This window comes from Lacticaseibacillus camelliae DSM 22697 = JCM 13995, assembly GCF_001436615.1.
Lineage (GTDB): Bacteria > Bacillota > Bacilli > Lactobacillales > Lactobacillaceae > Lacticaseibacillus > Lacticaseibacillus camelliae.
In genome coordinates this window covers 12,318-26,377 of record NZ_AYZJ01000013.1, presented here as the reverse complement: position 1 = coordinate 26,377, position 14,060 = coordinate 12,318, and the positions used below count along the sequence as shown (strand labels likewise).

The window sequence follows — 14,060 nt, the reverse complement described above, 5'->3', positions numbered from 1 at the left end:
GCGCCGACCGACCTGTTTGTCGCACCACCGGTTTGTTGTGTTTGCAGCACCGCTTTTGTATACTGGGAGCATCAAGCGGGAGGGGTGGCCATGCTCGAATACGAAACCATTGCCAGTCAGTTCGAGAAGGATCAGAAAATCAATTTTGATCAGATCCTGCAGCAGGTGATCGCCGGCTGGCAACAGACGGGCCGCCGTCCGCGGCTTCTGATGCACTCGTGCTGCGCGCCGTGTTCGACTTACACGTTGGAATATTTGACGCAGTATGCCGACGTCACGATTTACTACTACAATCCAAATATTCACCCGCGCATGGAGTACGAACGGCGCAAACTCGTGCAGGAACGTTTCATCGCTGATTTTAATCAGCGGACTGGGAACACGGTACGCTTCATCAGTGCCGAGTATCGCCCGAGCGATTGGCTCGCGCACACCAAGGCGCTGAAAGACGAACCCGAAGGCGGGGCGCGGTGCAAAGTCTGCTACAACTTTCGGCTGGACGCCGTGGCCCAGAAAGCCCGGCAGTTGGGCTTTGACTATTTTGGCAGTACCTTGACCATCAGCCCAAGTAAAAATGCGCAGTGGATCAACGAAGGTGGGCTGGAGATCCAACACATTTACAATGTGGCTTACCTGCCTAGCGACTTTAAAAAGCGTGGGGGTTACGCCCGCTCCGTGCAGATGTGCAAAGAGTACAACGTTTACCGGCAGTGTTACTGCGGCTGCTTATTTGCGGCCAAGGCGCAAGGCGTGGACCTCAAGCGCGTGAATCGCGAGGCCACCGCGTATGTTGCGCAGCACGAAGGCGATGATTTTAACGGGATTCAGTTTCGGCTTCACCGTCAGGCCCAGTAGCTCGCATTGAATGCGGGCTATTTTTGTCCTTGCCGGTTGTTTTTAGCCAGGCAGCGTCCTACATTAAAGACGGATGGAACCGGTTACGTCAGGAGGAGGCGAGAACGATGGCAAAAGAACCAGAGATACCAGGGCTTGGTGTCGACTACTCGTTGGTCTTTGATCAGCCCCAGGAAGAGCGCGCGGTCCGCTTGGCGCTGAATCCGGTCGTGGCTTACCTGCGGCCCTACAAGGGCGGTTATCGTTTCAGCTCCAACCTCGGACCCACAGCGCTCAGTGTTCGCCTTAAGCGCGCACTGAACCTGCCGTCAAGAACGTTTACGCTTCAGTCAACCAGTGCGGCGTTCAATCCGCTATTCTAAGGTCGGCTGTTGCATGATTAGCCCAAAAGAGCCACCATTCCGGTTTGAATGGTGACTCTTTTAATCTACCCGCTGGCTTCTGCGAACCTGCTGATGAGTGGCGCTTGCGAGTGCGCGATCAGCCTCAAAGTCTAGCCAAGCCTGGTGAGTTGCCGGGTTCGCGCCGGGGTCTGGCAGCATCGAGGTTGGTCGGCCCGCTTTTAGCCACTGCTGACGGTAGTGATGAAGCTGATCCATCATCTTGATGCGCACGGCAGGTTTGCGCGCCGCCCATCCAGAAATTTTCGGGCGGATCGGCACGCGTGCCATACTGACAAATTCCTCTTCTGGGTGCGGCGAAAAATCAACGAGGTGTTCCTTGGTCACCAGGCGCTGGATATGCCGCGCCCCGTCTAGCGCGGGCAATCGCCGCGCGCCTTTCACCAACCTTGTCAACGCTGATTTGCGGGTGGCGAGTTCTTTCTGGTGAAGACGCCGCAACTGACGTAACAAAGCCGGTGAGCTCTGGGTAAAAGCGTTCTCTTCCCGCCGCTGCAGCGTTTCTAGATCAATGTCTCCTGCCTGGTAGGCGGTCTGCCAAGCGGTGAATTGCTTGATTTGCCGCCCACGGAAGGACTGGCCACGCTGCAGCTTCGCGAGGCCGTTACGATCAAGCGTCGCAATGGCCCTTCGCACGGCGGTCAAGGCTTGGGCATGCTGACTGTGTAGCAGCGAGAACGAAAGCACCCAGCCGGTGACTGCCAGGCGCTCTCCCAGTGACCAGCTTGCCCCTCGGGCGGCCAGGGTCTTGGATAAGACAACGGTGACGATCTGACTCGGTAAAGCGAGCGGCTCGCCGCTTTCGGTCTGAAAAGTATCTGCATAGATCACCAGCAGCGGCACGTTCGCCACTTCACCAGTTGGGGTCAGGACACTGCGCGTCATTCCGTCGCAGACCCAGCCGGCCACGCGCAACGCAAAGCCGGGTGGTTTCTGAATGATGAGCTTAAAGGCCATTTTTGACGCCTCGCTTTCTCCTTTGCAGTCAGTGTACACCGCGTTAATGACAGCGAGAAGCGATTCGCCTCGGCCGGGCAGCAGTAACAGTGGCCACCAGCTCATTGACAAAAATCACCATGGCCGAGTCAAAATTTTTGCGAGTGGCCCTGACCCATGTTATCTTGACAGTGGAAGAAGGGAGCCGCGGCCAGCGCAGCCTTGGCATCACTACCCGGACACCTCCTGACGGTCCAACCCGCATTCTGGGTCGATCAGGCACACCGAGCCTTCAGATCTGTTTGGCGATGAAGCCCACACCGACACTGTGGGGCCCCTTCAAGGGCGTGTGGAAGGATGCTGCTGCCACTTTCCTAGCTTAATCAAGCGACTTGCCGTGGTGACGCGGCAGGGGTAGCAGGGCGCCGGGCAACCGGAGCAATCAAACAGCCGCGAGGAGCGCGGCCAGGGACACCATTTCACGGCGAAATGGTGTCTTTGTCGTGCTTTTTTCAACGGACAGCGCTCTGGCATTGAAGCCGACAAAAAACCGACCAGTTTGACGTTCAAACTGGTCGGTTCAAAATGATGGCTAAGCGACTGCTTTACTAGTGATGCCCAAGCGACGCCGGTCGATCCACTTGCGTAGCTGTTCAATCAGGAAGATCGGAATTGGAATGGCGAAGAGGAAGAGCCAGTCGCTGCCTTGAAGCACTGTGGTGTTGAAGAGTTCCTGCACACCAGGCGTCATGGTCAGGAAGGCGAACAGAATGACTTCAAACACGATCCCGTACCAGACGCGGCGGTTGGAGAACAGGCCGACTTGCATGACCGAGGCCGTCTTGGTCCGGCAGTTCAGGGCGTTGGCGATCTGGGAGAAGACGATCGCGCCGAGCACCATGGTCGTCGCCCGGGAGTAAACCTGACCGGAGGCGGCTAGGGCGATGCTTGGCCAACCGTTTTGCACATTGACGAAGAAGTACGCAAACGTGGAAACGGCGGAGCTAATGAGGCCGTACCAGAGGAAGGCTTTCCAAACCACGGACTTGTTCATGAGGTGCGCGTTCTTGGCACGCGGTGGCTGCTGCATGATCCCAGGTTCGGCTCGTTCGGAGCCCAGCCCCAGCGCAGGCAGCATGTCGGTGCCCAGGTCAACGGTCAGGATCTGCATGACCGTCATTGGGAGTGGAATTAACCCACCGGAGAACAGGAACAGGGCGGAAGGCACGGCTTCTGGCACGTTAGAGGTCAGAATGTAGGTCAGGAACTTCTGCAGGTTAGAGTAGACGGTCCGGCCTTCCTCAATGGCGGCAACGATCGAAGCAAAGTTATCATCGGTGAGGATCATGTCCGCGGCGTCTTTGGCAACGTCAGTCCCGGTGACCCCCATGGCGACCCCAATGTCGGCCTTCTTCAGGGCAGGCGCATCGTTCACCCCGTCACCAGTAGAGGCAACAATTTCGCCGTTCTTTTGCAGGGTCGAAACGATCTTGTACTTCTGTTCAGGCGCAACGCGGGCAAAAATGATCTCACCCTTCAGCGCGTCCTGCAGTTCAGCTTCGCTCATGGCCTCAAGTTCAGTACCGGTCACGACGCGCGCTTTGTCAGAGGTCAGACCAATTTTGACGGCGATCGACTTGGCAGTCAGCGAGGAGTCCCCGGTGACCATGATGATCTTGATGTTGGCTTCATGGCACTTCTTGACGGCGTCGTAAATTTCTGGGCGCGGTGGGTCAGCCATGACAGTCAGGCCGACGAAGGTCAGGTGATTTTCGGCTTCTTCGATGGTCAAATTATCCAGTTGCTTCTGCTGATCAGATTCGGCCGGAATCTCACGGTAAGCGGCAGCCAGGGAACGCAAGCCAAGCTTGGCGTACTTTGTGTTTGCGACGTCAATGGCGCGGCGGTCATCGTCAGTAATCGGCCGAATCTTGCCATCGACCTGAATCGTGTCACACTGGTGCACAATGTCTGACAGCGAGCCTTTGACGCAGACGGCCAGGGTGGAATCATTGATCTGGTGGACCGTGCTCATCCGCTTACGGTCGGAGTCAAAGGAAAATTCCTTGACCCGCGGGGTTTCTTTATTGGCTGCGGCCAAATCGTAGCCAGCCTTTTGAGCGAGAATGATCAACGCCGCTTCGGTTGGGGTGCCTAGGATTTTAGGCTTGCCGTTGTCTTTATCCTGCTGAACCTGGGTATCATTGTTGAGGGCCGAAACGCTGATCAGCCGGTTCAACTCTGGTTCTTTTGCAGGATCGACTTTTTGCCCGGCAAGCTCAATGTGGCCATTGTTCACGTAGCCCTGCCCGGTGACGATGTATTCCTTACTACGGGTCCAAACATGGTTGACCGTCATCTGGTTCTGGGTCAGCGTCCCGGTCTTATCCGAACAAATCACAGTGGTTTCGCCCAGTGTTTCCACGGAGTTCAGATCCTTGACCAGTGCGTGCTTTTTAGCCATTCGGGTGACGCCTTGCGCCAGACTCAGAGAAACCGTTGGCAGCAGGCCTTCAGGGATGAAGGCAACAATCATGCCCAGTGCAAAGATGAACGCTTTGGCGACAGGGTAGTGAACGAAGAAAATCGAAGCGACGAAGAAGGCGATTCCGATGCCAATGGCAATGATGGAAATCTGCCGAGTCAGGTGATCCAACTCGATGGCCAACGGACTCTTGGCCTTTTTCTGTTGCTGCGTCAGCGCCGCAATTTTCCCAAACTCAGTGTGCATCCCGGTGGCGATGGCCACCGCTTTACCAGTGCCGGCACCAATGGTGGTCCCAGCATAAATCAGGTTGCTTTCGGCAAACTGACCTTCGCCTGGGTCGTATTTCACAAATTTGGACTCTGGTACTGATTCACCAGTCAGCGCACTTTGGTCAACTTGCATCGAGGTGGCCTCGATCAACCGGGCATCCACTGGGATCGAGTTGCCGGCTTGGAGCATGAAAACATCGCCAGGGACCAGCTCGGTGGCATTTTTTTGCTCCAATTTGCCATCGCGATAGACCTGCGTGTAGGTCGGCAGCATGGCCATCAGTGAATCTGTGGCTTTTTTGGCCTGGAACTGTTGCCAGTAGCTGAACAGCCCGTTAATGATGTCGACCAACCAGATCGCGATCCCCAGTTCCAGCGTTCCGGAAAAGATCGCAACGAACCCGGACACCCACAAGAGAATCGCCATCAGACTGGTGAAGTTCTTAATGAATGCCTTGAAACGAGATTCACCCTGGGCTTTGGTGATCGTATTATCCCCGTACTGGGTGAGCCGCTTTTTTGCTTCGGCCTCACTAAGCCCAGTGGCGGTGGTATTGAGATCCTTTAGGACCTCATCAGGTGAATCAGTCGCGTACTGTGCTTTTTTTTCTGTCACAGACATAATCTTTCTAACCTCCACGTTTCGGCATGCGCCGAAAAAATGGCCCGGCTGGGCCGGGCACCCCAAACTTTACGGCCAATTGACCGTGTGGTTCATAGAGCCATTCTAACGCTTTGGCGCCGATTGAACACCCATTTTTGCGGTTTGTTCAAGCGCTTTAAACGGGTGCGCGCAAAACGCCAGCCGACTCGCGATGGCAAGCCGTGCTGGCGTTTTAGCAAAATGAGAAATTGATTAATTTGCGTGAATCAAATCGCGCAATTCGCCGATCAGCTCGTTCGGATGACGGGTGGCGCGAGCGACGGTTTTAATGTTCAGCAGGTCCATGTCAGTCAGGTTATGCGAGATCGAGTTCTTGCCGTAAGAGCCGGTGCCAAGCGTTAACGACGGGGTCAGCTTGTTGAACAAGCCGCCAATGCCACCGAGTGAGGCGGGAGAATTGACCAAGATGCGGCAAGCTGGCATGCTTTCGCCAAATGCCGCAATGACCTTTTCGTCGGTCGTGTGGAGTGCCGCAGTGTGACCGAGGCCACCATAGTTGAGGAGGGCCTGGCACAGGTCGAAGGCGCTGGCCTGGTCATTGGCGATGTACAGGCCCAACACCGGGCAGAGCTTTTCCCCGGAAAGCGGGAAATTCTGGCCGATGCCGTCGAGCTTGGCAATCAGCAGCTTGGTGCCTTTTGGTACGCTGAGCCCGGCCTTCTTTGCAATCGTTTCTGCACTCTGGCCGGCGATTGGCCCGCGGACGGTGTGACGCTGAGGATCGATCACCGCGTCGCTGAGTTGCGCAATTTCAGTTTCAGGAACAAAGTAGGCACCGCGCTCACTGAAGGCTTTACGAACAACCGGGTAAATCTCGCGATCAACGACGATGCTGTTTTCGGAGGCGCACACCATCGAGTTGTCAAAAGACTTACTTAATAGGATATCGTTGACCGCAGCATCGATATCGGCAGTTTTTTCAATGTAGGCTGGCGCATTGCCGGGGCCCACGCCCAGTGCCGGTTTGCCGGTGGAGTAGGCCGCTTTGACCATGCTGGGGCCGCCGGTCGCGAGGACCAAAGCGACACCCTGATGGTTCATGAGTGCGCTGGACGCCTCAATGCTGGGGTGCTGAATGCACTGAATCAGCCCCGCTGGGGCACCGGCTTTGACGGCCGCGGCCTCCAGCACCTTGACCGTTGCCGCGCCGCACTGCTGAGCCTGCGGGTGCAGACCAAAGATGATCGCGTTTCTGGTTTTCAGGGCAAGAATCGCTTTGAAAATGACGGTCGAGGTGGGGTTCGTGACCGGCGTGACCCCAGCCAAAACACCGAGCGGTTCCGCATATTTGGTCAGGCCGTTGACTTTGTCGTCTTCGATCATGCCGACGGTTTTATCGTCCTTGATCGAATTCCAGATGTATTGACTCGCGTAGATGTTCTTGATGGCCTTGTCTTCTGCGTTGCCGCGGCCGGTTTCTTTCCACGCGAGGAACGCGAGGTCCTTCGCGTGCGCTCTGGCGGCAGTTGTGACCGCGCTAGTGACCGCGTCGACTTGCGCCTGGCTGAATTTAGAGTAGGCGTTGAACGCGAGCTGAGCGCGGCCAACCAACGTGTTGACTTCGGCGGCAGGGTCCGCCTGTTTATTAACTTGCTTGATTGCAGTAACTTTTGCCATGTTTGTTACATCTCCATGTCTTGATTACCTTCATCCTAACGCGTTGAAAATGGATGTAAACAAGGTGAAAACATGGTATAACAGGCATCAATCAGTGTTTCAGAAAACGTGCCTGGAGGCGGTGGACGACTTGAGACTGAGGAACTCTGTGTACATTTTCACGAGGTCATGAACTGGATGCAATCGAATTCATTCTGGCTGTATTGGTACAGAAAAATATTTTCCCGAAACAGTCACTGACAGGCCCGCAAAGAAGAACCCGGCGGCCGTGGTATAATAAGTCGATAATATAAATGGAGGACAGGCTATGCAGGATTTTCTCAGTAACATACTGCGCTGGTCAACGCTGACCAATTTGATCGATATCCTGGTCGTCTGGTATGTGGTCTACCGTCTGATCATGCTGGTACGCGGGACTAAGGCCGTTCAGCTGCTTAAGGGCGTCTTTGTGATCGTCGTGATCAAGATTGTTTCCCTTGTCTTGCAGCTGCACACTGTGGGCTATATGGTCGATATGATCATTACCTGGTCCGTGCCTGCGATGGTCATCATTTTTCAGCCGGAGATCCGGCGTGGCCTGGAACATCTTGGCCGCGGGTCGGTTCTGCCATGGACCAAAACCGACGAACACCAGCAAGAAGAGCGGTTGGTCAAGGAGCTGGATAAAGCGATCCAGTACATGAGCAAGCGGCGAATCGGGGCGCTGATCACCATTCAGAAAAACACTGGGCTCGAGGATTACATCGAGACCGGGATCCCAATTGATGCCGACGTTTCCGGCGAGTTGTTGATCAATATTTTTATTCCGAACACCCCGCTGCACGATGGGGCGGTCATCATTCGGGACAATCGCATTGCCGTGGCTGCCGCGTACCTGCCGCTTTCTGAGAGCAATTTGATTCCCAAGGAGTTGGGCACTCGGCACCGGGCGGCGGTCGGGATCAGTGAAGTGACTGACGCGTTGACCATTGTCATTTCCGAAGAGACTGGCGGCGTGACCGTGACGACCAACAATTACTTGATTCGCGATTTGACCCGCACGGATTACCTGAAGCTGTTCAGGGCCCAGCTGATTCCTCAAGATTCTGAGAAACAGAATTGGTTTCAGACGTTCTTCTCTGATTTGAAGCGCAAGGGAGGGACCAAGCGATGAAATTCAACTTCAGTAAGCTTTGGGACAGTAAGTGGTTCTACCGCATCCTCGCATTGGTATTAGCCATTGCGTTGTTTGGCTACGTCAACGCGGAGCAGATCAACCGGACGCAAAGCAATGGCAACAATGGGTCGGCTGTGACCGCCACGACCAAGCGGACCCTGCGCGTGCCGTTGGAATTAAAGGCCGATACGGACAAGTATTTCATCACGGGCTATCCGCAGCACGTCAGCGTTGATTTGGAAGGCAGTGCCAGTCTGGTCACCGTCACCGCCAACACGCTGAATTTTCGGGTGATCGCGGATCTCACCGGCCTTGGCGTTGGCACGCACACGGTCAAGCTCAAGGAACAAGGGCTGAACAAGGACCTGACCTACGCCATCAAGCCAGAGACCATCAAGGTGACCATTCAGGACCGGCGCACGCGTAAGATGCCGATCCAGGTCAAGTACAATGAAGATAGTTTAGCCCCTGGGTACACGGCCGACACGGCCCAACTGGGGTCGGAAACTGCTGAGGTCACCGGCGGCAAGGGCGAAATTAATCGCGTTTACCAAGTCGTTGCCAATGTTGTGCTGACGCGCAACACCAAGGCGGACGTCGACCAGGAAGTCCTGCTTCAGGCGCTGGATGAGGATGGGAACACCTTAAATGTCGTGATTTCACCGGCCACCGTGCACGTTCATTTACCGGTCAGCCTGCCAAGCAAGAAAGTCTCGGTGGTGCTGAAGCAGACTGGTACCGTTCCGCATGGGACCAGTTTCACCTTGAATACGGACACGACCAGTGCCACTATTTATGGCAGTCGGGCGGCTTTGCGCAAGATTGACTCGTTGACGGTCCCAATCGATGTTTCTAAAATCAATAAGAGCACCACGATTACGGTGCGGCTGACCGCAGCGGCGGCCGGAATTGTTTCCAGTGATCCACGTACCATCAAGGTGCATGTTACGCTAGTCACCGACCCAACTGCGAATGGCACCACAGGCAGTGGTGCTGGCAGCAGTAGTTCAAGCAGCGCAAGCAGCAGTTCATCAAGCACCGCCACTAGTTCGACTGAGAAATAACCTTCGCATTTAAAAAAATAGAGAAATGAGGCATTTGGCATGACGAAGTATTTTGGCACTGACGGGGTTCGGGGTATCGCAAATCAGGAACTGAGTCCAGAGCTCGCTTTTCGATTGGGGCGCTGCGGCGGCTACGTGTTGACCCAACACGCAAAAGACACCGCCAAAAAGCCTTTGGTGCTGGTCGCAAGAGACACGCGGGCGTCTGGCGAAATGCTGGCCGAGTCGCTGATTTCGGGCCTGCTGTCCGTGGGCATCGAAGTGCTGTCGCTGGGTGTCATCACGACGCCGGCCGTGGCCTACCTGATCAAGGTGCAAAGTGCCGATGCAGGGATCCAAATCTCTGCCAGTCACAATCCGGCCGAGGACAACGGCATCAAGTTCTTCGGGCCTGACGGCTACAAGTTGTCAGATGACACTGAGGACGAAATCGAAGCCTTGCTGGACGCTCCGGAGGACACCCTGCCGCGCCCGGCGGCCGAGGGGCTTGGCCACGTCAATGATTATCCAGAAGGCGCACTGAAGTATACGCAGTTTCTGGAGCAGACACTGTCTGACGATCTGACTGGCATTCACGTGGCACTCGATGCGGCTAACGGGGCGACAAGCGGTCTGGTCGCTCGGCTGTTCGCTGATCTGGACACGGAGTTTGAGACGATGGCAACGCACCCTGATGGCATCAACATCAACAAAGGCGTTGGGTCAACCCATCCGGAGGCCTTGGCCAAGTTTGTTGTGGACAAAGGGGCGCAGGTCGGCCTTGCCTTTGATGGCGACGGCGACCGCTGCATTGCGGTCGATGAAAAGGGCCAAATCGTTGACGGCGACAAGATCATGTTCATCTTGGGCAGTTACATGAAGGCACAGGGGCGGTTGAAGCAGGACACCGTCGTCACGACCGTGATGTCCAACCTCGGCATGTATAAGGCCTTGGAAGCAAACGGCATGAAGTCCGTACAGACGGCGGTCGGCGATCGGCACGTCTCAGAGGAAATGCGCGCTCACGGCTATAACATCGGCGGCGAGCAAAGCGGCCACGTGATTTTATTCGATTATCACAACACTGGTGACGGCATGTTGACTGGGATCCAGTTGCTGAACGTGATGAAGAAGACTGGCAAACCGCTCTCCGAACTGGCGGCGCCGGTTCACACATATCCGCAGAAGCTGGTCAACGTGAAGGTTCAGGACAAGAACAATTGGAAGCAGTATCCCGCGATTCAGGCGGCCATTGACACCGTCGAAAAAGAAATGGCCGGCGACGGGCGCGTGCTTGTGCGGCCCAGCGGGACTGAGCCGCTGCTGCGGGTAATGGCCGAGGCCAAAACCACGGATCTGGTCAATCAGTACGTCGATCAAATCGTGGCTGTGGTTAAAAGTGAAATGGGCGGCGAAGCGTAATCATTTTCTAATGGGTCCCTGGCTAGGGTAAAATCTAGTCAGGGCCTTTTTGTTTGCGAGAGCCACTATACCAATGTTTTAAAAAATACCTATACCACCGTTCAAAATAATTGACAGTGTTCCGCCATACGGCTATATTTGGTGGTACATCATCCAAACCAATTTGGCAAGAATGGTTTATACCAATATAAAAAAGAATGGACGTGTGACTATGTGTGGAATTGTTGGCGTTGTCGGTAAGAAGAATGCAACTGAAGTGCTGCTGAACGGCTTGGAAAAGCTGGAGTACCGTGGGTACGATTCCGCCGGCATTTATGTCAATGGGGGCAGTGGTCACGACTACCTGGTGAAACGGGTGGGTCGGATCAGTCAGTTAGTTGCCGGGGTGGGGCCAGAGGTCCAGGGCACGATGGGCATTGGGCACACGCGCTGGGCGACCAATGGGAAGCCGACGGTGGCCAATGCCCATCCGCACGTCTCCAACGACGAGCGTTTCTACTTGGTGCACAACGGCGTCATCACCAACGCGGCGGCTTTGCGGGCGAAGTACCTCAGTGATGTTGTCTTTGCCGGGCAAACTGACACCGAGGTCGTGGTTCAACTGATTGCCGCTTTTGCTCGTGACGGGCTGACCGCGAAGGCGGCATTTGCGAAGACCCTGAGCCTGCTTGAGGGCTCATACGCCTTTTGCCTGGCTGATCGGACCGATCCGGCTCATCTGTACGTTGCCAAGAACAAAAGCCCGCTGCTGATCGGCAAGGGCGCCGGCTTCAACGTGGTTGCCTCAGATGCGCTGGCGATGCTGCAGGAAACCGACCAATTCATTGAGCTCAACGATGGCGAACTCGTGACGCTGACTGCAGACCAGATCACAATTGAAAATGCCGCGGGTGAGCAGTTGGACCGCGCCCCAATCACAGTCACCATTGATGCGGCCGATGCGGAAAAAGGCACGTTCCCGTTTTATATGCTGAAGGAGATCTCCGAGCAGCCAGCGGTGATGCGGCGCTTGGTTTCCCGCTATGTCGACGATGCGGGGACGCCGCAATTCGATTCGGCCATGCTCTCGGCGTTGGCGGCGGCCGACCGGTTGTACATTGTGGCGGCCGGCACGAGTTACCACGCCGGGCTTGTCGGCCAGAATCTGTTCGAGCACCTCGCTGGGGTGCCAACAGAGGCTTACTTGGCGTCCGAGTTCGGTTACCATCAGCCACTGCTTTCCGCCAAACCCATGTTTATTTTCCTCACGCAAAGTGGCGAGACGGCCGACATTCGCCAGGTCTTGGTCAACGTTAAACAGGCCGGCTACCCTTCCTTGACCCTGACCAATGTGATCACCTCAACGCTGGCACGAGAAGCAGACTATGCGGTTGAGCTAGGTGCAGGCCCTGAAATTGCCGTGGCTTCAACCAAGGCCTACACGGCCCAAGTGGCGGTCGAGGCGCTGTTGGCTAAAGCCCTGGGCCAGCACAAGGCACTGCCACTGGCTGCAGCGTTTGATGTGGCCCACCAACTGAGCCTGGCTGCCACCGGTCAGCAGGCGCTCATCGATCAGCAGGACAAACTCCATGAACTGGCCACAGAGATGTTTGCGCAAACCCGCAACGCCTTCTTCATCGGTCGCGGCACGGACTACTATGTCAGCCTCGAAGCCGCCTTGAAGTTGAAAGAGATCTCATATGTCCAGGCGGAGGGCTTTGCCGCCGGGGAGCTGAAGCACGGGACAATTGCGTTGATTGAGCAGGACACGCCGGTGGTCGCGTTCATCACCGATCCCATCACCGCGGCGCGCACGCGGAGTAATGCGGAAGAGGTGGAAGCCCGCGGCGCCAAGGTGCTGCGAATCGCTTCCGCGGCCTTGGCCGAGCCAGGCGATCAGTTGATCGTCGATGACCTGGATCCAATGCTCACCCCGCTGTTGACGATTATTCCGGGGCAACTGCTGGCCTACTTCACCAGCCTTGACCGCGGCTATGACGTCGATCGGCCGCGCAACCTCGCTAAGTCGGTCACGGTTGAGTAGCTGAGTTTAAAAAAAGCCCCCCACGATCTGTTCTGCGCATGTGTGCAGTTCGATCGTGGGGGGCTTTGGCGTTTCCTAGGCGAGTGACTTTGCCTGGCGCAGTTGGTTGCAGCCAGGTGAATACGCTCAGCCGATAAAGTTCTTACTTTGCAGCGCTTTTTCGGAGTAATCATCTGCCGGGCCATAGCCGTGGCCCAAAAGGTCGTTGATGTAAAGCCGGTTGTAGACAAACGAGAAGACCAGCCCCACGAGTGCCCCACCAAAGCCGAAGGTGGGGATGCCGAGGATGATCGTAATCGCTAATAGAATAAAGAACCATTTCCAGTCGCCGCGCACCAAGGGCACGAGCACCCCGAAAAAGAAGGTCGTCCATGAAAAGCCAATCTTTGCCTGCTTGATTTGCCGAGTCGCTGGATTTGTCAGATTTATTTTCATTTTTCCCATCCCAATATTTATTGACAGTGTTTTGCCTGCGCTAATTATAGCGAATTCTACGCGGTATAGACAGTGATTCCAGCGGCGGCGCCTCACCTGTGCCATTAGTGCTTCCACGCCTTAGGCCAAGGCGGCTGCCAGGTGGGGGAAGGGAGTCGTGTCGGCACCGGGGCTTGTGCTAAACTAATTTGAGCGGAGGGGTGTCGATGCTAAAAAAATACAATTGGCTCTGGCTGGACCTGGGCCTCATGGTCGTCTTATTTATCAGTTCAAGCATGCCGTACCACGATCAAAGCATCGTGCCAGAGCTGCACGCACTACTGCCAGCGCATTCCGGTTGGGCGTGGCTGAACCACATTAGTTTTTACTGGGCGGCGCAACACGTCTCGATTAGCGCGATGGGGCTGGCCGGATTCGTTGAGTTCTTCGTCCGGAAACTGGCGCACTTTACCGTCTTTTGCCTAATCGGGCTGGCGGCTGTGCTGGGCTTGAGGGCGCGCGTCCAGCCGAGTTGGTTGAGACTGGTGCTGGCACTGCTCAGCAGCACCGGGGTGGCGGCGCTGGACGAGTTTCACCAAATGCTGACTGCCGACCGCACACCGCTGTTTCAGGACGTGATACTGGACACGGTTGGCGCACTCGTCGGGATCGGCATCGCGCTGCTGGTCACTCAGCGCCGCCGTCGGCCCAAGAAGCGCTCTGCGGCGCGTTGAACCGGCGCCTGTTTTTTGCTATACTCAATAGCGTTTAT

Annotated in this window: 11 protein-coding genes; 7 read left to right on the top strand and 4 right to left on the bottom strand. The window is 55.8% G+C overall.

Annotation, left to right across the window (positions count from 1 at the left end):
* Window positions 1-90 precede the first annotated feature (90 nt).
* Together FC75_RS02000 and FC75_RS01995 are read left to right on the top strand one after the other, a co-directional pair.
* A complete protein-coding gene (locus FC75_RS02000; protein WP_054662488.1) occupies window positions 91-855 on the top strand; it encodes an epoxyqueuosine reductase QueH in 765 nt (254 codons plus the stop codon).
* 107 nt (window positions 856-962) lie between these two features.
* Complete coding sequence (locus FC75_RS01995; protein ID WP_056988987.1) at window positions 963-1,217, top strand: hypothetical protein; 255 nt, start codon at window positions 963-965, stop codon at window positions 1,215-1,217.
* 60 nt (window positions 1,218-1,277) lie between these two features.
* Here FC75_RS01995 and FC75_RS01990 read toward each other — a convergent pair whose 3' ends face one another.
* From FC75_RS01990 to FC75_RS01980, 3 genes are all read right to left on the bottom strand, one after another.
* Entirely contained in the window at window positions 1,278-2,318 is a 1,041-nt protein-coding gene (locus tag FC75_RS01990; protein ID WP_056988986.1) for a hypothetical protein, read from the bottom strand.
* Between the two features lie 466 nt (window positions 2,319-2,784).
* Entirely contained in the window at window positions 2,785-5,571 is a 2,787-nt protein-coding gene (locus FC75_RS01985) for a cation-translocating P-type ATPase (protein ID WP_056988985.1), read from the bottom strand.
* Window positions 5,572-5,805: 234 nt separating this feature from the next.
* Entirely contained in the window at window positions 5,806-7,230 is a 1,425-nt protein-coding gene (locus FC75_RS01980) for an aldehyde dehydrogenase family protein (RefSeq protein WP_056988984.1), read from the bottom strand.
* A gap of 307 nt (window positions 7,231-7,537) precedes the next feature.
* On the opposite strand from FC75_RS01980, the gene cdaA reads away from it, so the two are divergent.
* The 4 genes from cdaA (at window position 7,538) to glmS (ending at window position 12,874) form a co-directional block, all read left to right on the top strand.
* On the top strand, window positions 7,538-8,383 hold the full coding sequence (gene cdaA / locus FC75_RS01975; protein ID WP_056988983.1) for a diadenylate cyclase CdaA: 846 nt from the start codon (window positions 7,538-7,540) through the stop codon (window positions 8,381-8,383).
* The gene (locus FC75_RS01970; RefSeq protein ID WP_056988982.1) at window positions 8,380-9,450 is read left to right on the top strand and encodes a CdaR family protein; all 1,071 of its coding nucleotides are present in this window, start codon (window positions 8,380-8,382) and stop codon (window positions 9,448-9,450) included. Before cdaA ends, FC75_RS01970 begins: the two co-directional genes overlap by 4 nt.
* Window positions 9,451-9,489: 39 nt before the next feature.
* Window positions 9,490-10,851, top strand: a complete 1,362-nt coding sequence (gene glmM / locus FC75_RS01965) for a phosphoglucosamine mutase (RefSeq protein WP_054662476.1) — start codon at window positions 9,490-9,492, stop codon at window positions 10,849-10,851.
* A gap of 211 nt (window positions 10,852-11,062) precedes the next feature.
* Window positions 11,063-12,874, top strand: coding sequence for a glutamine--fructose-6-phosphate transaminase (isomerizing) (gene glmS / locus FC75_RS01960; RefSeq protein ID WP_056988981.1), 1,812 nt, complete (start codon window positions 11,063-11,065; stop codon window positions 12,872-12,874).
* Window positions 12,875-13,000: 126 nt separating this feature from the next.
* Here glmS and FC75_RS01955 read toward each other — a convergent pair whose 3' ends face one another.
* Window positions 13,001-13,309 (bottom strand): hypothetical protein, encoded by a 309-nt coding sequence (locus tag FC75_RS01955; RefSeq protein WP_054662540.1) that lies wholly within the window; start codon window positions 13,307-13,309, stop codon window positions 13,001-13,003.
* A gap of 206 nt (window positions 13,310-13,515) precedes the next feature.
* On the opposite strand from FC75_RS01955, the gene FC75_RS01950 reads away from it, so the two are divergent.
* Window positions 13,516-14,022: a VanZ family protein gene (locus FC75_RS01950; RefSeq protein WP_056988980.1), complete on the top strand. Its 507-nt coding sequence runs from the start codon at window positions 13,516-13,518 to the stop codon at window positions 14,020-14,022.
* Window positions 14,023-14,060 lie beyond the last annotated feature (38 nt).

Excerpts from the sequence above, each read along its gene's own strand:
- FC75_RS01990 (WP_056988986.1), bottom strand. The coding sequence starts at position 2,318 with ATGAGCTGGTGGCCACTGTTACTGCTGCCCGGCCGAGGCGAATCGCTT.
- FC75_RS01980 (WP_056988984.1), bottom strand. The coding sequence starts at position 7,230 with ATGGCAAAAGTTACTGCAATCAAGCAAGTTAATAAACAGGCGGACCCT.
- FC75_RS02000 (WP_054662488.1), top strand. The coding sequence starts at position 91 with ATGCTCGAATACGAAACCATTGCCAGTCAGTTCGAGAAGGATCAGAAA.
- FC75_RS01955 (WP_054662540.1), bottom strand. The coding sequence starts at position 13,309 with ATGAAAATAAATCTGACAAATCCAGCGACTCGGCAAATCAAGCAGGCA.
- FC75_RS01985 (WP_056988985.1), bottom strand. The coding sequence starts at position 5,571 with ATGTCTGTGACAGAAAAAAAAGCACAGTACGCGACTGATTCACCTGAT.
- FC75_RS01950 (WP_056988980.1), top strand. The coding sequence starts at position 13,516 with ATGCTAAAAAAATACAATTGGCTCTGGCTGGACCTGGGCCTCATGGTC.
- cdaA (WP_056988983.1), top strand. The coding sequence starts at position 7,538 with ATGCAGGATTTTCTCAGTAACATACTGCGCTGGTCAACGCTGACCAAT.
- glmS (WP_056988981.1), top strand. The coding sequence starts at position 11,063 with ATGTGTGGAATTGTTGGCGTTGTCGGTAAGAAGAATGCAACTGAAGTG.
- FC75_RS01995 (WP_056988987.1), top strand. The coding sequence starts at position 963 with ATGGCAAAAGAACCAGAGATACCAGGGCTTGGTGTCGACTACTCGTTG.
- glmM (WP_054662476.1), top strand. The coding sequence starts at position 9,490 with ATGACGAAGTATTTTGGCACTGACGGGGTTCGGGGTATCGCAAATCAG.
- FC75_RS01970 (WP_056988982.1), top strand. The coding sequence starts at position 8,380 with ATGAAATTCAACTTCAGTAAGCTTTGGGACAGTAAGTGGTTCTACCGC.